This is a genomic window from Rhodanobacter sp. C05, assembly GCF_002001165.1.
Lineage (GTDB): Bacteria > Pseudomonadota > Gammaproteobacteria > Xanthomonadales > Rhodanobacteraceae > Rhodanobacter.
Window position 1 is genome coordinate 1 of sequence record NZ_MUNQ01000010.1, and the last position, 13075, is coordinate 13075.

At 62.5% G+C, this 13075-nt stretch carries 11 protein-coding genes; 4 read left to right on the plus strand and 7 right to left on the minus strand.

What is annotated here, in order from left to right; all coding sequences use genetic code 11:
• The first annotated feature begins 291 nt into the window (after nt 1-291).
• Entirely contained in the window at nt 292-975 is a 684-nt protein-coding gene (locus B0E51_RS09905) for a rhomboid family intramembrane serine protease (protein WP_077444749.1), read from the plus strand.
• Nucleotides 976-986: 11 nt separating this feature from the next.
• On the opposite strand, the gene B0E51_RS09910 is transcribed toward B0E51_RS09905, so the two are convergent.
• Nucleotides 987-1715 carry a glutamine amidotransferase gene (locus tag B0E51_RS09910; RefSeq protein WP_077444750.1) on the minus strand — a complete coding sequence of 243 codons (729 nt, stop codon included), beginning with the start codon at nt 1713-1715 and terminating at the stop codon, nt 987-989.
• Nucleotides 1716-1746: 31 nt separating this feature from the next.
• Complete coding sequence (locus B0E51_RS09915) at nt 1747-3567, minus strand: GspE/PulE family protein (protein WP_077444751.1); 1821 nt, start codon at nt 3565-3567, stop codon at nt 1747-1749.
• A 97-nt stretch (nt 3568-3664) separates the two neighbouring features.
• Here B0E51_RS09915 and glyQ point away from each other — a divergent pair, with 97 nt between their 5' ends.
• Both glyQ and glyS read left to right on the plus strand, forming a co-directional pair.
• The gene (glyQ, locus tag B0E51_RS09920; RefSeq protein WP_077444752.1) at nt 3665-4576 is read left to right on the plus strand and encodes a glycine--tRNA ligase subunit alpha; all 912 of its coding nucleotides are present in this window, start codon (nt 3665-3667) and stop codon (nt 4574-4576) included.
• Nucleotides 4569-6716 (plus strand): glycine--tRNA ligase subunit beta, encoded by a 2148-nt coding sequence (glyS, locus tag B0E51_RS09925; protein ID WP_077444753.1) that lies wholly within the window; start codon nt 4569-4571, stop codon nt 6714-6716. Before glyQ ends, glyS begins: the two co-directional genes overlap by 8 nt.
• 67 nt (nt 6717-6783) lie before the next feature.
• On the opposite strand, the gene B0E51_RS09930 is transcribed toward glyS, so the two are convergent.
• On the minus strand, nt 6784-7356 hold the full coding sequence (locus B0E51_RS09930) for a helix-turn-helix transcriptional regulator (protein WP_077444754.1): 573 nt from the start codon (nt 7354-7356) through the stop codon (nt 6784-6786).
• A 543-nt stretch (nt 7357-7899) separates the two neighbouring features.
• On the opposite strand from B0E51_RS09930, the gene B0E51_RS09935 reads away from it, so the two are divergent.
• Nucleotides 7900-9774 carry an MFS transporter gene (locus B0E51_RS09935; protein ID WP_077444755.1) on the plus strand — a complete coding sequence of 625 codons (1875 nt, stop codon included), beginning with the start codon at nt 7900-7902 and terminating at the stop codon, nt 9772-9774.
• A gap of 53 nt (nt 9775-9827) precedes the next feature.
• Here B0E51_RS09935 and B0E51_RS09940 read toward each other — a convergent pair whose 3' ends face one another.
• The 4 genes from B0E51_RS09940 to erpA form a co-directional block, all read right to left on the minus strand.
• Entirely contained in the window at nt 9828-10697 is an 870-nt protein-coding gene (locus B0E51_RS09940) for a beta-lactamase induction protein (protein ID WP_077444756.1), read from the minus strand.
• Between the two features lie 173 nt (nt 10698-10870).
• A complete protein-coding gene (locus B0E51_RS09945) occupies nt 10871-11470 on the minus strand; it encodes a hypothetical protein (protein WP_143525873.1) in 600 nt (199 codons plus the stop codon).
• 240 nt (nt 11471-11710) lie between these two features.
• Entirely contained in the window at nt 11711-12685 is a 975-nt protein-coding gene (gene nudC / locus B0E51_RS09950; protein WP_077444758.1) for an NAD(+) diphosphatase, read from the minus strand.
• An 11-nt stretch (nt 12686-12696) separates the two neighbouring features.
• Nucleotides 12697-13065 carry an iron-sulfur cluster insertion protein ErpA gene (gene erpA / locus B0E51_RS09955; RefSeq protein WP_077444759.1) on the minus strand — a complete coding sequence of 123 codons (369 nt, stop codon included), beginning with the start codon at nt 13063-13065 and terminating at the stop codon, nt 12697-12699.
• Nucleotides 13066-13075: the final 10 nt, after the last annotated feature.

Here is a 13075-nt window from a genome sequence, read left to right on the forward strand (position 1 = left end):
TTGCCATGCAAGAGTAGGTCACCGCCAGGGGCTTTATCCCCAAACCCTCGTAGCTCACGCTACGGGGGTTTGTTCTTTTAGGCGCCTCGGCGCCTCCCGCAACAGGTCACCGCCAGGGGCTTTATCCTGAACAACCCTCACCGGAAACGGGGGGGGTTTCTTTGCCTCGTCTTGCTGGGGCGAGCGCAGATATCGACTCGAAACGGGGCGCGAGTAATGGCGTCAGCCATGGACGGATCCCCTATGATGAGCGACTCACCTAGACTCAGGCAGTCGCTGAGGGAGCGCGCTTTGTTTGTTCACGTCGAAACACGCCGCCGCCCTCGCTGGCACTGGGCTACTTTGTTGGTAGTCACCCTCTGTGTCGTGTGTTTTGTCGCGTTGGCATTGACTCCGTCGCCAAGGCGGATTTCGTTCCTATTGGAATGGGGTACCGTGCCGGCGAACATCTTCGATCCGCACGAAGCACTGTTGCCGCAGCTGAGCGATCCTGCGTTGCTGCGGCTCTTTACCGCCTTGTTCATCCATGTGACTTGGCTGCATCTGCTGAGCAACCTGCTGTTTCTGGCGATCTTTGGGCTGCCGGGTGAACGCACACTTGGTTCGCTGCGGTTTCTGTTGCTGTTCGTGCTCGGCGGCATCGTGGCGAACCTGATCGGAGCCTTGTCATTGGCAGGCGTACGGCTGCCGATCATCGGCTGCAGCGGCGCAGTGTCGGCGGTGGTGGGCACCTATGTAGCGCTATTTCCACGCGCCAAGCTGGGCCTGGTGTTGCCGCTGGGACTCTATCTGGAATTCGTGCGGGTGCCGGCTTTTCTGCTGATCGGTATCTGGGTGCTGCTGCAATTGCTGTTCAGCTATGCCGGACCGAGCTATGGCGCCTACGTCTGGTGGGCGCATATCGGAGGCTTTCTGTTCGGTGTGGTCTTTGCGCTGTTCTCACGCGATGCGATCGCCCGACGATTGCGCGGTTGAGCGGGACGGCTTCACACCGAGGCCGGGATCCATTCGTGCAGGCGGGCAAACTGCCGCAATAGCCGGCGAGCCACGGGTGTGGCAGCCACGCCGACAAAAGCCTGTCGCGGATCGGCGCCTTCTCGTTGCATGTCGACATGCTTGCGTCGGATATACGCCCGCATCACCTCGGCATTGAACTCCGGGTGGAATTGGGTGCTGATTGCGTGCGGTCCATGCCGGAGCAATTGATGCGGGTCGCGAGCGGAGCGGGCCAGCACAGAGGAGCTGCGTGGTAGTTCAAGCACACTCTGTTCGTGGGTGGTATGCGCGCGGAAGCTGGGTGGAAGAGTGCCGGCCAAGAGGTCGGTTGCAGCGGTATCGAGCAATTCGATCGGCTGGGTGCCGATTTCGCGGCCACCGGGCAGGTAATCGACACGTCCACCCAGCGCATGTGCCATCAACTGATGGCCGTAGCACACACCAAACAGCGGCAGTTCGGCATCCATTGCGTTGCGGATCCAGCCGGCAGTGCGTTCGCTCCATGCCAGTCGTTCGGTGACCATCGCGGCCGAGCCGGTAATCATGGCGCCGGCAACCTTGTGCGGAGGTGGCAAGGTTTCGCCCGCGGCAACATCGACGATGCTGATCTGCCAGGACTGCAATTGCGCACCTAGCCGGAACCAATGGGGAAAATCGCCGTGTCGGCCACGGATGTTGTCCGGCGCGCGGCCGGTTCGAATGATCAGTACGGGTTTCATGCAGAAAGGAGTTGGAGAAGAGTGGACGTCTTTACGGCTGCGTGTCGTCGAAGACCTCGATCGGCGGCAGCACGGTGAGGATCTCCTGCACGGTGGTCAGCCCGGCGGCCACCTGGTCGGCGGCGGAGATACGCAATGGGCGCATGCCTTCGGACAGCGCGGCCTGACCGAAGTTGCCCAGGTCGAGTTCGGCCGAGATCAGGCTGCGCAGTCGTGGCGAGAGCTTCATCATCTCGTAGATGCCGGTACGACCCATGAAACCGGTATTGCGACATTCCAGGCAGCCGACCGGTGCAAATACCTTGGCAGGAACGGGTATTGACCAGCCATGAGTGAGCACGCCCCATGTCTGCGGATCCTGCACGGCCGCCTGCTTGCAGTGGGGGCACAGGGTGCGTACCAGCCGCTGCGCGACCACTCCGGTCAGAGTGGACTGGATCAGATAATGCGGCACACCCAGATCTAGCAGGCGGGTGACTGCGCTGGGTGCATCGTTGGTATGCAGAGTGGACAACACCAGATGGCCGGTCAGCGAAGCCTGCACGGCCATCTGTGCGGTTTCCAGATCGCGGATCTCGCCGACCATGATGATGTCCGGGTCCTGTCGCAGCAAAGTGCGCACACCCGCGGCAAAATCCAGATCGATTGCCGCATGCACCTGCATCTGGTTGAATTCCGGCGAGACCATCTCGATCGGATCTTCCACCGTGCATACGTTGAGTGCCGGCGTGGCCAGATGTCTCAGGGTGGAATACAGCGTGGTGGTCTTGCCCGAGCCGGTTGGGCCGGTGACCAGCACGATGCCATGGGGGCGTTCCACCATGGTGCGCCAGTTGGCAACTTCGCTAGGCGAGAAACCGAGCTGGGCAAAGTCTTTCACCACCAGATCAGGATCGAAGATGCGCATCACCACCTTCTCGCCGAAGGCGGTCGGCATGTTGGAGATGCGCAACTCCACTTCGCGGCCGCCGGATGAGCGCGTCTTGATACGGCCATCCTGTGGCCGGCGTTTCTCGGCCACGTCCATGCGTGCGAGAATCTTGATGCGTGCGGTCACTGCGGTCATCACTGGCGACGGCAGCTCGAACACCTTGTGCATGATGCCGTCGATGCGGAAGCGGATGTGCCCGGTTTCGCGGCGCGGCTCGAGGTGGATGTCCGAGGCGCGTTGTTCGAACGCGTACTGCAGCAGCCAGTCGACGATGTGTACCACGTGCCGGTCGTCGGCACCGATCTCGCCGCTCTTGCCCAGCTCGACCAGCTGCTCGAAATTGAGGATTGCCGAAGCGTTGTTGTCGTTGGCCTTGGCATCCCTGGCCAGCTGGATCGAGCGCTGGACGCCGTAGAATTCCTGCAGATAACGGTTGATGTCGATCGGGCTGGATACCACGCGCCGAACGTCACGCCGCAGCATCTGTGCCAGATCGCCGGCCCAGCCAGCATCGAACGGCTCGCAGGTGGCAAACGTCACCTCGCCGGTGGCGACCGCCACCGGCAGGATGCGGTGGCGTTGCGCATAGGCATGGCTCACCACCTGGGTTACCGAGGCGACGTTGATCTTCATCGGATCGATTTTCAGGTACGGCAGGCCGGCGTGATTGGCCAGCCATTCGGTCAGCGCTTCCAGTTTCAGCGGCCGTCCCGGCTCGCGTTGATTCGCCAGCTTGGCGTTGGCGATCAGCACCAGCGGGTGCAATTCCACGGTGCTGCGTCCGGCGCGTGCGCCCATGCGCACCTGCTTGGCATCGTCGGCCAACAGATAACCGTCGACCACCAGAGCAGCAAGCAGATCGTCCAGCTCCAGCCGACCGCGGCGGCCAAGCAGAGATGCGATTTGCGGTGATGCGGCCATCCTGATGTAACCCCCGTGGTGCTTTTGCCGGCCGGAGCCCAGTGGGAAAGCAAGCTGCCGCTATACTAACGCGCTTTACCCACGGTCACGGAAAGCCATGTCCGCGCGCACCTTCCAGGATGTGATCCAGACCCTCAACCGCTACTGGGCGGCGCAGGGTTGTGTGTTGCTGCAGCCACTCGATATTGAGGTCGGCGCCGGCACGTTCCACCCCGCCACCTTCCTGCGTGCACTCGGTCCCGAGCCGTGGGCGGCGGCCTATGTGCAGCCCTCGCGTCGTCCCACTGACGGCCGCTATGGCGAGAACCCGAACCGCCTGCAGCATTACTACCAATACCAAGTGGTGATGAAGCCGAACCCGGAGAACATCCTCGATCTGTACATCGGTTCGCTGAAGGAACTCGGTCTCGACCCGCTGGTGCACGACCTGCGCTTCGTCGAGGACAACTGGGAGTCGCCCACGCTGGGCGCCTGGGGTCTCGGTTGGGAGGTCTGGTTGAATGGCATGGAAGTGACCCAGTTCACCTACTTCCAGCAGGCTGGTGGCCTGGAATGCCGTCCGGTGACTGGCGAGATCACTTACGGTCTGGAACGCTTGGCGATGTATCTGCAGAACGTGGACAACGTCTACGACCTGGTCTGGACCGACGGCCCGCGCGGCACGGTGACTTATGGTGATGTGTTCCACCAGAACGAGGTGGAGCAGAGCACTTACAATTTCGAGCACGCGAATGTGCCGGAGTTGCTGCGCTGGTTCGATGTCTGCGAGACGACCGCCAACCAGCTGATTGCCGCGAATCTGCCGTTGCCGGCTTACGAGCAGGTGATGAAGGCCAGCCACACGTTCAACTTGCTCGATGCACGCCGCGCGATCAGCGTCACCGAACGACAGCGCTACATCCTGCGCGTGCGCACGCTGTCACGCAGCGTCGCCGAAACCTACGTGGCACAACGGGAGAAACTCGGTTTCCCGGGCCTCAAGCAAGTGAAGGAGCCGGCTCATGGCTGAGCACAAGCCGCTATTGATCGAACTGGGCACCGAGGAACTGCCACCCAAGGCACTGGATGAACTTGCCGCTGCATTTTTGCGCGGCATCTGCGATGGGTTGAGCAAACGCGGCATCGACGCCGCGCTTGATCAGGCGAAAGCGTATTGCACACCACGCCGTCTGGCCGTGCATGTTCCCGCGGTCGTACAAGCGCAACCGGAGCAAACGATCGAACGGCGTGGCCCGGCTGTAAGCGCCGCGCTGGATGCCGAGGGTCAACCGTCCAAGGCGCTGCTTGGCTTCGCGCAATCGTGTGGCACCGGTGTCGAGCAGTTGGAGAAGCTTGAGACCGACAAGGGTGCGTGGTTTGTGGCACGCGCCGTGAAGCCAGGCCAGCCGGTGGCCGCCTTGCTGCCGGAAATCATCGACGAGGCGCTGAAGGGCTTGCCAATTCCGCGGCCGATGCGCTGGGCCGATCACGATTACAGCTTCGTACGTCCGGCCCACTGGCTGGTGATCCTGCATGGTGCCGAGATCGTCGATGGCGGTGTGCTGGGTCTGACAAGCGGTCGCAAATCGCGCGGCCACCGCTTCATGCATCCGCAACCGGTGCACGTGGCTGATGCGGACAGCTGGTTGGACGCGATGCGCGCTTCCAATGTACTGGCCGATCCGCAGGAGCGGCGCGAGCGCATCCGTGCACAGGTCGAACAGGTCGCTGAGCAGACCGGTGGTTTGCCACGACTGGATGCTGCCTTGCTGGATGAACTGGCCAATCTCACCGAGTGGCCTGCTGCAATCGCCTGCACGTTCGAGCGCGAGTTCCTTGGCGTGCCGCCCGAAGCGCTGGTGACCACCATGGTGGCGAACCAGAAGTTCGTGCCGGTGTTCGATGTCGCGGGAAAACTCACCGAACATTTCATCGGCATCGCCAACATCGACAGCAAGGATCCGGCCGAGATCCGCAAGGGTTACGAACGGGTGATCCGGCCGCGCTTCGCCGATGCCAAGTTCTTCTGGGATGAGGATCTGAAGACACCGCTGGCCAGCTATCAGGAACAACTGAAGAGCGTCACCTATCAGCAGGCGCTCGGCAGTCTGTGGGACAAGAGCGTGCGCGTTGCCGAACTGGCACGCGTGATTGCCAATCGGGTTGGCGTCGATGCCGGTGCGGCTACACGCGCTGCGAGCTTGAGCAAGTGCGATCTGCTGACCCGCATGGTCGGCGAGTTTCCCGAGCTTCAAGGGGTGATGGGACGCTACTACGCACGTCATCACGGTGAGTCGGGCGAAGTAGCCGAGGCGCTGGACAGCTATTACCAGCCGCGCTACGCCGGTGATGCGATCGCCGCTGGCAAGCTCGGCCAGGTACTGGCCGTGGCCGAGCGATTGGATACTTTGGCCGGCATCTTTGCGGTCGGCATGAAGCCGAGCGGCAACAAGGATCCATTCGCGCTGCGCCGGGCTGCGCTCGGTCTGGCGCGCACACTGATCGAAGGCAGCCTGGAACTCGACTTGCGCGGCAGTTTCGTCGAGGCACTGGAACTGCTGCCCGAAGGCGCGCTGTCTGCAGGCCTGAAACCCGGCAAGGACGGCAAGCCGCCGGTCCTGCATGCCGGCGAGCGGCGGACGATCCTGCTCGACGAGCTGTACGACTTCGTGCTCGATCGCCTGCGCGGTTACTACGCCGAGCAGGGTTTCGAGAATGCGCAGTTCGAGGCGGTGCTGGCCGTGCAGCCGCGCAGCCTGGCCGACTTCGATCGACGCCTGCGCGCCGTGGCCGAGTTCGGTCGTCGTCCGGAAGCGGCCAGCCTGGCTGCGGCCAACAAGCGCGTCGCCAACATCCTGCGCAAGCAGGCCGAGGAAGCGGGTGCGCCGGTGATCGGTCGTGTAGTCGATTCAACCTACTTCGAGGCAGATGCGGAGCGCGAACTGGCTGACGCTCTCAGTGCCGCGCAGCAGGAGACGGCCGGGGCACTTGCCGCGGGCGATTACACCGCCGTGCTTGCGCGGCTGTCGCAGTTGCAGGCGCCAGTGGATACGTTCTTCGACAGCGTGCTGGTGAATGCCGACGATCCGGCTGTACGCGCCAACCGGCTTGCCTTGCTCGGCCAGCTGAAGGCACAGTTCGGAGCGATCGCCGATATCGCCTTGCTCTGAGCAAGAGCCACAAAAAAGCGGCAGCCATCGGGCCGCCGCTTTTTGAAGGAAGCTTTGGCGCGTGGAATCAGACCGCGCTGCGATCCTGGCGAATACGCTCGGCAAGCCGGTGGTTGAACGTCACCATGGCGAGCGGATCCACATGAGAGCCGCCAGGGCCAAGGATTTCGTAGAGCTGGGTCAGCAGGTCGGTGTTGTCCGACAAGGACAGCTGGCTACCGGCCAGACTCAGTTCCGACTGCAGGATGCGCATGGCGGTATTCAGACGTTGCGCATCGACACCCGAAGTCTCGGCATGTCCCGACTGATGATGAGACGCACCCAATCTGTTGCGTGGCCGATGGGAAGTCACACTTTCCGAACTGTACTGATCGTCCTGGGTAGGCACGTTCGGATCCATCTGCAGCGTGCCTTCGCCGGCGACCAGCCAAACCAGCGAAATGCCCAGTGTGCGAGCCAGCGTGACGCAGCGTGCCCGCGAGGGGTCGGTGTTGCCGTCACGCCAGCTACGGACCACACCTTCCGAAAATCCGCACATTCTGGCGATCTCGGTAGCGCTACCCACGCGCTGGATCAGCAGCTTTATGCGATCCGAGAAGGTTCCAGCGGTTGAAGGAAGCGTGTTTTTTTGCGTGTTCATCGGCGGTGGCCAAGGCGATGATGGGATTGAGGCTCGTATATCGTAATACTGAAAGCTGACGGAATTCTGAAGATTGAATAAAGTTGCGAAGTGTTACGTTCGTAAATTATCGGCAAAGTGCAATAACGTGCCGCTATATCGCAATAAATTACGCAAACCCCAATGCCGGCATGAAAGCCCATGGCCAACCTGAATGCCGTACTTTGATGTGACCGACCCGCAAAAGTTTCACGCGCCGGCTTGCCTCAGATCAGGTGATGCGGATCGTTTTCAGCCGAGTACGGACATGTAAGTTGCCCCGCCCGGCAGTTCATTGGCCCGGTCACTCATTGGAAGATGTTGATTTCCACCACAACCTGGCCGTGGCTGACCACGATCGAGTGTTACCGAGTCACTCCGGCACCAGTGTCAGGTCGGAGTGCAAGTCGGTTCTTCTTCGGGCGGCGCGCAGCATGCGTTGTGCGCAGAACTTTCCCATGCCAATAATCCGCCGACGAGAAGGCCCGGTGGGCTGACCCGGATCTTCCTTCACAAGGGAAATGCATGAGCCAGTTCGCACTCCTGGGCAAGCGGCGCTTTGCACCGTTCTTCTGGACCCAGGCACTCGGCGCGTTCAACGACAGTGCATTCCGCAATGCGATGGTGATGCTGGCGGCGTTCCAGATGGGGTTGCCGGAGCGGCAGGTGTCGCTGTACACCAATCTCGCACCGGCGCTGTTCATCCTGCCTTACTTTCTGTTCTCTGCCACGGCGGGGCAGCTGGCCGAGAAATTCGAGAAGACGCGAATCATCCGTTACGTGAAGCTGTTCGAGATCGCAGCAATGCTCTTGGCAGCCTACGGTTTCCATACGCACCATCTGGTGCTGCTGTTGATCGTGCTGTTCATGATGGGCGTGCACTCGACGGTATTCGGGCCGATCAAGTACGCGATCCTGCCGCAGGCATTGAAGTCCACCGAATTGGTCGGCGGCAACGGCATGGTGGAGATGGGCACCCAGCTGGCGATCCTGATCGGCATGATCGTGGGCAACGCCTTGATGCTGCTCGCCGGGGTCGGGCCGCTGGCTTCGGCGGCGCTAACCATCAGTGTGGCGCTGCTCGGTTACGGTGCGAGCCGTGCGATCCCACCGGCGCCGGCGACCGCTCCGGACCTGAAATTCAACTGGAATCCGGTGACCGAGACGGCGCGCGTGCTCGGCATCACCCGCAGCGATCGTGCGGTGTTCAATGCCGTGCTGGGTATCTCGTGGTTCTGGTTCTTCGGCACCGTGCTGGTGGCGCAGCTGCCGATCTACACCAAGTTCAACCTTGGTGGTGATGGCACGGTGAACACGCTGGTGCTTACCTTGTTTTCGCTGGGTACCGGTGTGGGCTCGCTGCTGTGCGAGAGAATGTCGGGCAAGCGGGTAGAGATCGGACTGGTGCCATTGGGTGCGTTCGGGCTTACCGCCTTTGGCATCGATCTGTATTTTGCGCGGCCGGGTGCGGCGGTACTGCAGGGCCTGGACTGGCGGGCCTTCCTGCATGCGGCCGGGAGCTGGCGCATCGTGCTGGATCTCACCGCGATCGGCGTATTCGCCGGCTTCTACGTGGTGCCGTTGTTCGCCTTCGTGCAGGCCCGTGCGCCGCGGGAAAAGCTGTCGCGGATCATTGCCGGCAACAACATCCTCAATGCGCTGCTGATCGTATTGGCCTCGCTGTTCGGGTTGGTACTGGGTTGGCTGGGCATGAACGCGGCGCAGATTTTCGTGGTCGATGCCGTGCTCAATGTCGCGGTGGCCGTGTACATCTTCACCCTGGTGCCCGAATTCCTGATGCGCTTCATCACCTGGGTGCTGGTGAACACGCTGTACCGGGTGCGCGCCGACGGCATGCAGAACATTCCCGAGGAAGGCGCAGTCCTGCTGGTGTGCAACCACATCAGCTTCGTGGATCCGCTGCTGCTGATGGCGAACTTGCGGCGACCGGCGCGCTTCGTGATGTATTACAAAATCTTCAATATCCCGCTACTGCGCTTCGTGTTCCGCACTGCGAAAGCGATCCCGATCGCGGGTTACAAGGAGGATCCGGCGGTGTTGCAGCAGGCTTACGACGCGATCGACGAGGCGCTGGCGGCCGGCGAGATGGTCTGCATCTTTCCCGAGGGCGGGCTGACTGCCGATGGCGAGGTTGCAGTCTTCCGTCCAGGCGTGGAGAAGATCCTTGCGCGCCGGCCGGTGCCAGTGGTGCCGATGGCGCTGCGCGGCCTGTGGGGCAGCGTATGGAGCCGTCGCGACTCGATGCTGCGCCGCGCGCGGTTGCCGCGACGTTTCCGTGCGCGCGTGGAGCTGGTAGTCGATGCGCCACAGGTGCCGCAACAGGTCAGTGCGGCAACGCTGGAAGCGCGAGTGCGCGAATTGCGTGGAACCCTCGCGTAGTTGTCAGGCTGAGTGAGAGCTGGTCCATGCCGGTCTATCGGTCGGCGCGGTAGTCAGTTCACCCAGGCACCGAGCACGATCAGCGCCACCACGCTCAGCCATGCCAGCAGCGCGCGCAGCAAGGCGCTACGCAAGCGCACCAGCTCGATCAGCGGGTCGCTGCGTTCCTCGGCGTAGCCGTCGCCAGCTTCGATATCGATCAGCACGTCGGCTTGCGCTGCCGCGCCGAGAAAACCCGGACCTGCGCTGTACCAACTGGTCGCTGCCGCCTGGTTGTGCCAGCGCTTCCAGGCACCGATCACGGCTTCCCAGTGACCGACCACGGCCAGCGTAAAAGTCAGCAACTGCGCCGCCGGCCAGTCCAGGGCGTTGGCAGCGTAGCGGGCCGCCGTGCGGCTGCCGGAGTCGAGCCGCAGAGATTCATCGCGGCCCAGCGTCTGTGCCAGGCGATACAGCAGGGCGCCGACCGGGCCGAGCAGGAAGAACCACAGCAATACGCCAAAGCGCCGCCTCAGCGCGGCATAGGCGATGGCGACACCCAGGGCAGCGGCGTTCCAGCCGACGGTCTCGCCTTCGTCGGTGAGGTTCTGCGCTGCGGCTTCACGACTCGCGCCATCGGGCGCCTTCAGGATCGCTTCCAGATCCGCTTCGAACTCCCGTGGGCCGAAGCAGTACAGCAGTACGGCCAGCGAGAACAGCAGTTGCAGCAGATCGCCCAACAGCAGATGGCCGAGTAGCCACCATAGCAGCGCACATAGAGCTGCCGGCAACAGCAGGGCAAGCAGCACGCGACCGCCGCCACTGGTATCAGCCAGCTGTGCTACCCAACGGCGGAAAAATCCGTCACTACGCCAGCGGGCCAGTTGCGGCATGACATGCAGCAGGCCGAGAGCGATGAGGGCGACAAGCAGGCGGATGGCCATGACGGACGGACTCGAGGGCAATGGCTGCATTGTAAGCGTGGGATCGACCAATCGCAGGTCCGGGCCTGCAGATTACCGGTTGATCGGCTGCCGTGTGATTAGTGTGCATGTGATGGCGCGGATGTGCATCATCCTGCGTCCGCTCAAGCCACTCGAAGAAATCCGTTACTTCGTCACTGCAGCCATGGATCATGCTCAGGCGGGAGGCAGTGATATTCCGCGACCGTTTCTTCGACCATGTCCGGCGAGATGTGGCGATCGAGTATCTCCTGTGTCGACAGGCGCCTCCATTCGTCGACGCCCACGCAGTGGTGGTCAGGAATGCCAAACAAGGATTGCAACCTGCGTGCAACACCGCCGATGCCCTGCATCTTCGGATCGATCATGTGAATGCCCTTGACGATCGGGACACCCGAGCCAGGCAGGTGCACGTTGGGCTGGTTCGCTCCAGAAGGGGTGTGCAGCAGATTGCCGCCGGCGATGTAGTGCGAATCCGCAGTGGCTGGGATGTTCCAGAGGGTGTCTTGCGGCGGTTGCGGTTGCGTTACTGCGGCAGCGTGCTCATCCACAGGTATGGTCGTTACGACGGCGGATTTTTCACGCCGGCGAACCGGTGGCGCACTCGTTGCGACGGCAGCAACCCGCGGCACGCGATCGGGTGATGTGTGCGCCGAAGTGCTGATGAACCGGACATCGAGGACGTCATGCCTGTCGGTCATGCCATACGATTTGCGCCAGGGCGACGCGGAGCCGTGGAGCAGTACCAGCAGCATGCTGAGATGCATGGTGAGCACCGCGACATATACGGCAATGCGACGACCTGACTCTCGCCAGCCATCGAATGTTTCTGGAATCGGTCGCATGCTTGGCCAATCCTTGCCGTAGCCTCCTCCGACAGACCCTGTGGCAGGTGCAAAGTTTCTGCGCGTCGCGGTTTGTCCGGGTGCAATGCATTATTTACGAGAGGCTTGAGAGTTTGCGCAGGCTTGGCGCAAGCCATTCTGGTGGTAGGTTCAGCGCAAGCTGCTGCTGACGACCAGTGCATCCAGCTCCAGTCCCGCGCGCTGTTGCAGCCAGTACCCCAGCAACTGGTACGACACCGACAGAGCGGTGGAAGGCACGAAGCTGCCATCGGCGATGCCGTCGATGATCTGCTGTGGAGTGAACCAGCGCGCATCTTCCAGTTCGTGATCGCGCATGGTGATCTGTCGCGATCGCGCGGTGGCTATGAAGCCGACCATCAGCGAGGCCGGCATCGGCCACGGCTGCGAGGAGTGATAGTGCACCTCGTCGACGATGACACCGGACTCCTCGGCCACTTCGCGACGCACCGCGTCCTCCAGCGATTCACCTGGTTCGACGAAACCAGCGAGCGTGGAATAGCGGCCCGGTGGCCAGCTGGCCTGGCGACCGAGCAGGCAGGCGCCTTCGTGTTCGACCAGCATGATGACGGCCGCATCGGTACGCGGGAAATGCAGGTGGCCGCAGTCCGGGTTCGTGCACTGTCCACGGTGGCCGGCGGCGACCAGTTGCAGCGGGAAGCCACAACGCGTGCAGTGGCGCGTCTCGCGCTGCCAATGGGACAAGCCCTTGGCGTAGGCGAACAGCCCGGCCTCGTGTGCCGGCAGCAGCAAGCCGGCAGCCCGCAGACTCACTCGACGCGCGTCAAGTGCGGTTTCCAGTGCCGTGATGCGCGCCGGGTCATCCAGCACCAGCATGAAGTGCGGGCGTTCATCGGCGATGCCTAGAAGACTGGCCGCCAGGTCGTCGAGCCAGTGCTCGCGTTCGCTGCTGTCGAGCCAGCGCAGTGCCTCGTGATCGCGCTGCAGGAACGCCTCGCCGGCTGCGTCCAACAACAGATAACGTGCCTGGGCGGAGCGTGCCTGTTCAGCAACCCATTCGGAATCATCGCGCCGCTCGGCGACCCGGTCGAGAACCAGGCTGAGTCCGGCAAAGGTATTGGGAGGCGGCAGCTTGGCCCGGTCCATCGGACGGCCTTTCAGGTGGAGAACGAGGAGCCGCAGCCGCAGGTGGTCTTGGCGTTCGGGTTGCTGATCACGAACTGCGCGCCGCTGAGGTTCTCGGCGTAGTCGATCTGCGCGCCAGTGAGGTACTGCAGCGACAGCGGGTCGCATAGCAAGGTCACGCCCTCGCGCTCGACCGCAAAGTCGTCTTCGGCCTGGGCCTCGTCGAAGGTGAAGCCGTACTGGAAACCCGAGCAGCCGCCGCCGCTGATGTACACGCGCAGCTTCAGCGCCGGGTTGCCTTCTTCGGCAATCAGCTCGTGCACCTTGTGCGCGGCCGCAGCGGTGAACACCAGCGGTGCGCCACTGCTGCGGTAATCGGGGATCGAGAGCAGAGTTTCCATGACGTTCAAG

What these genes read in the sequence shown, in the direction of transcription:
- nudC (WP_077444758.1), bottom strand. Translation starts at nt 12,685, where the DNA reads ATGGACCGGGCCAAGCTGCCGCCTCCCAATACCTTTGCCGGACTCAGC.
- B0E51_RS09930 (WP_077444754.1), bottom strand. Translation starts at nt 7,356, where the DNA reads ATGAACACGCAAAAAAACACGCTTCCTTCAACCGCTGGAACCTTCTCG.
- B0E51_RS09940 (WP_077444756.1), bottom strand. Translation starts at nt 10,697, where the DNA reads ATGGCCATCCGCCTGCTTGTCGCCCTCATCGCTCTCGGCCTGCTGCAT.
- B0E51_RS09915 (WP_077444751.1), bottom strand. Translation starts at nt 3,567, where the DNA reads ATGGCCGCATCACCGCAAATCGCATCTCTGCTTGGCCGCCGCGGTCGG.
- glyS (WP_077444753.1), top strand. Translation starts at nt 4,569, where the DNA reads ATGGCTGAGCACAAGCCGCTATTGATCGAACTGGGCACCGAGGAACTG.
- B0E51_RS09910 (WP_077444750.1), bottom strand. Translation starts at nt 1,715, where the DNA reads ATGAAACCCGTACTGATCATTCGAACCGGCCGCGCGCCGGACAACATC.
- B0E51_RS09945 (WP_143525873.1), bottom strand. Translation starts at nt 11,470, where the DNA reads ATGCTGCTGGTACTGCTCCACGGCTCCGCGTCGCCCTGGCGCAAATCG.
- glyQ (WP_077444752.1), top strand. Translation starts at nt 3,665, where the DNA reads ATGTCCGCGCGCACCTTCCAGGATGTGATCCAGACCCTCAACCGCTAC.
- erpA (WP_077444759.1), bottom strand. Translation starts at nt 13,065, where the DNA reads ATGGAAACTCTGCTCTCGATCCCCGATTACCGCAGCAGTGGCGCACCG.
- B0E51_RS09935 (WP_077444755.1), top strand. Translation starts at nt 7,900, where the DNA reads ATGAGCCAGTTCGCACTCCTGGGCAAGCGGCGCTTTGCACCGTTCTTC.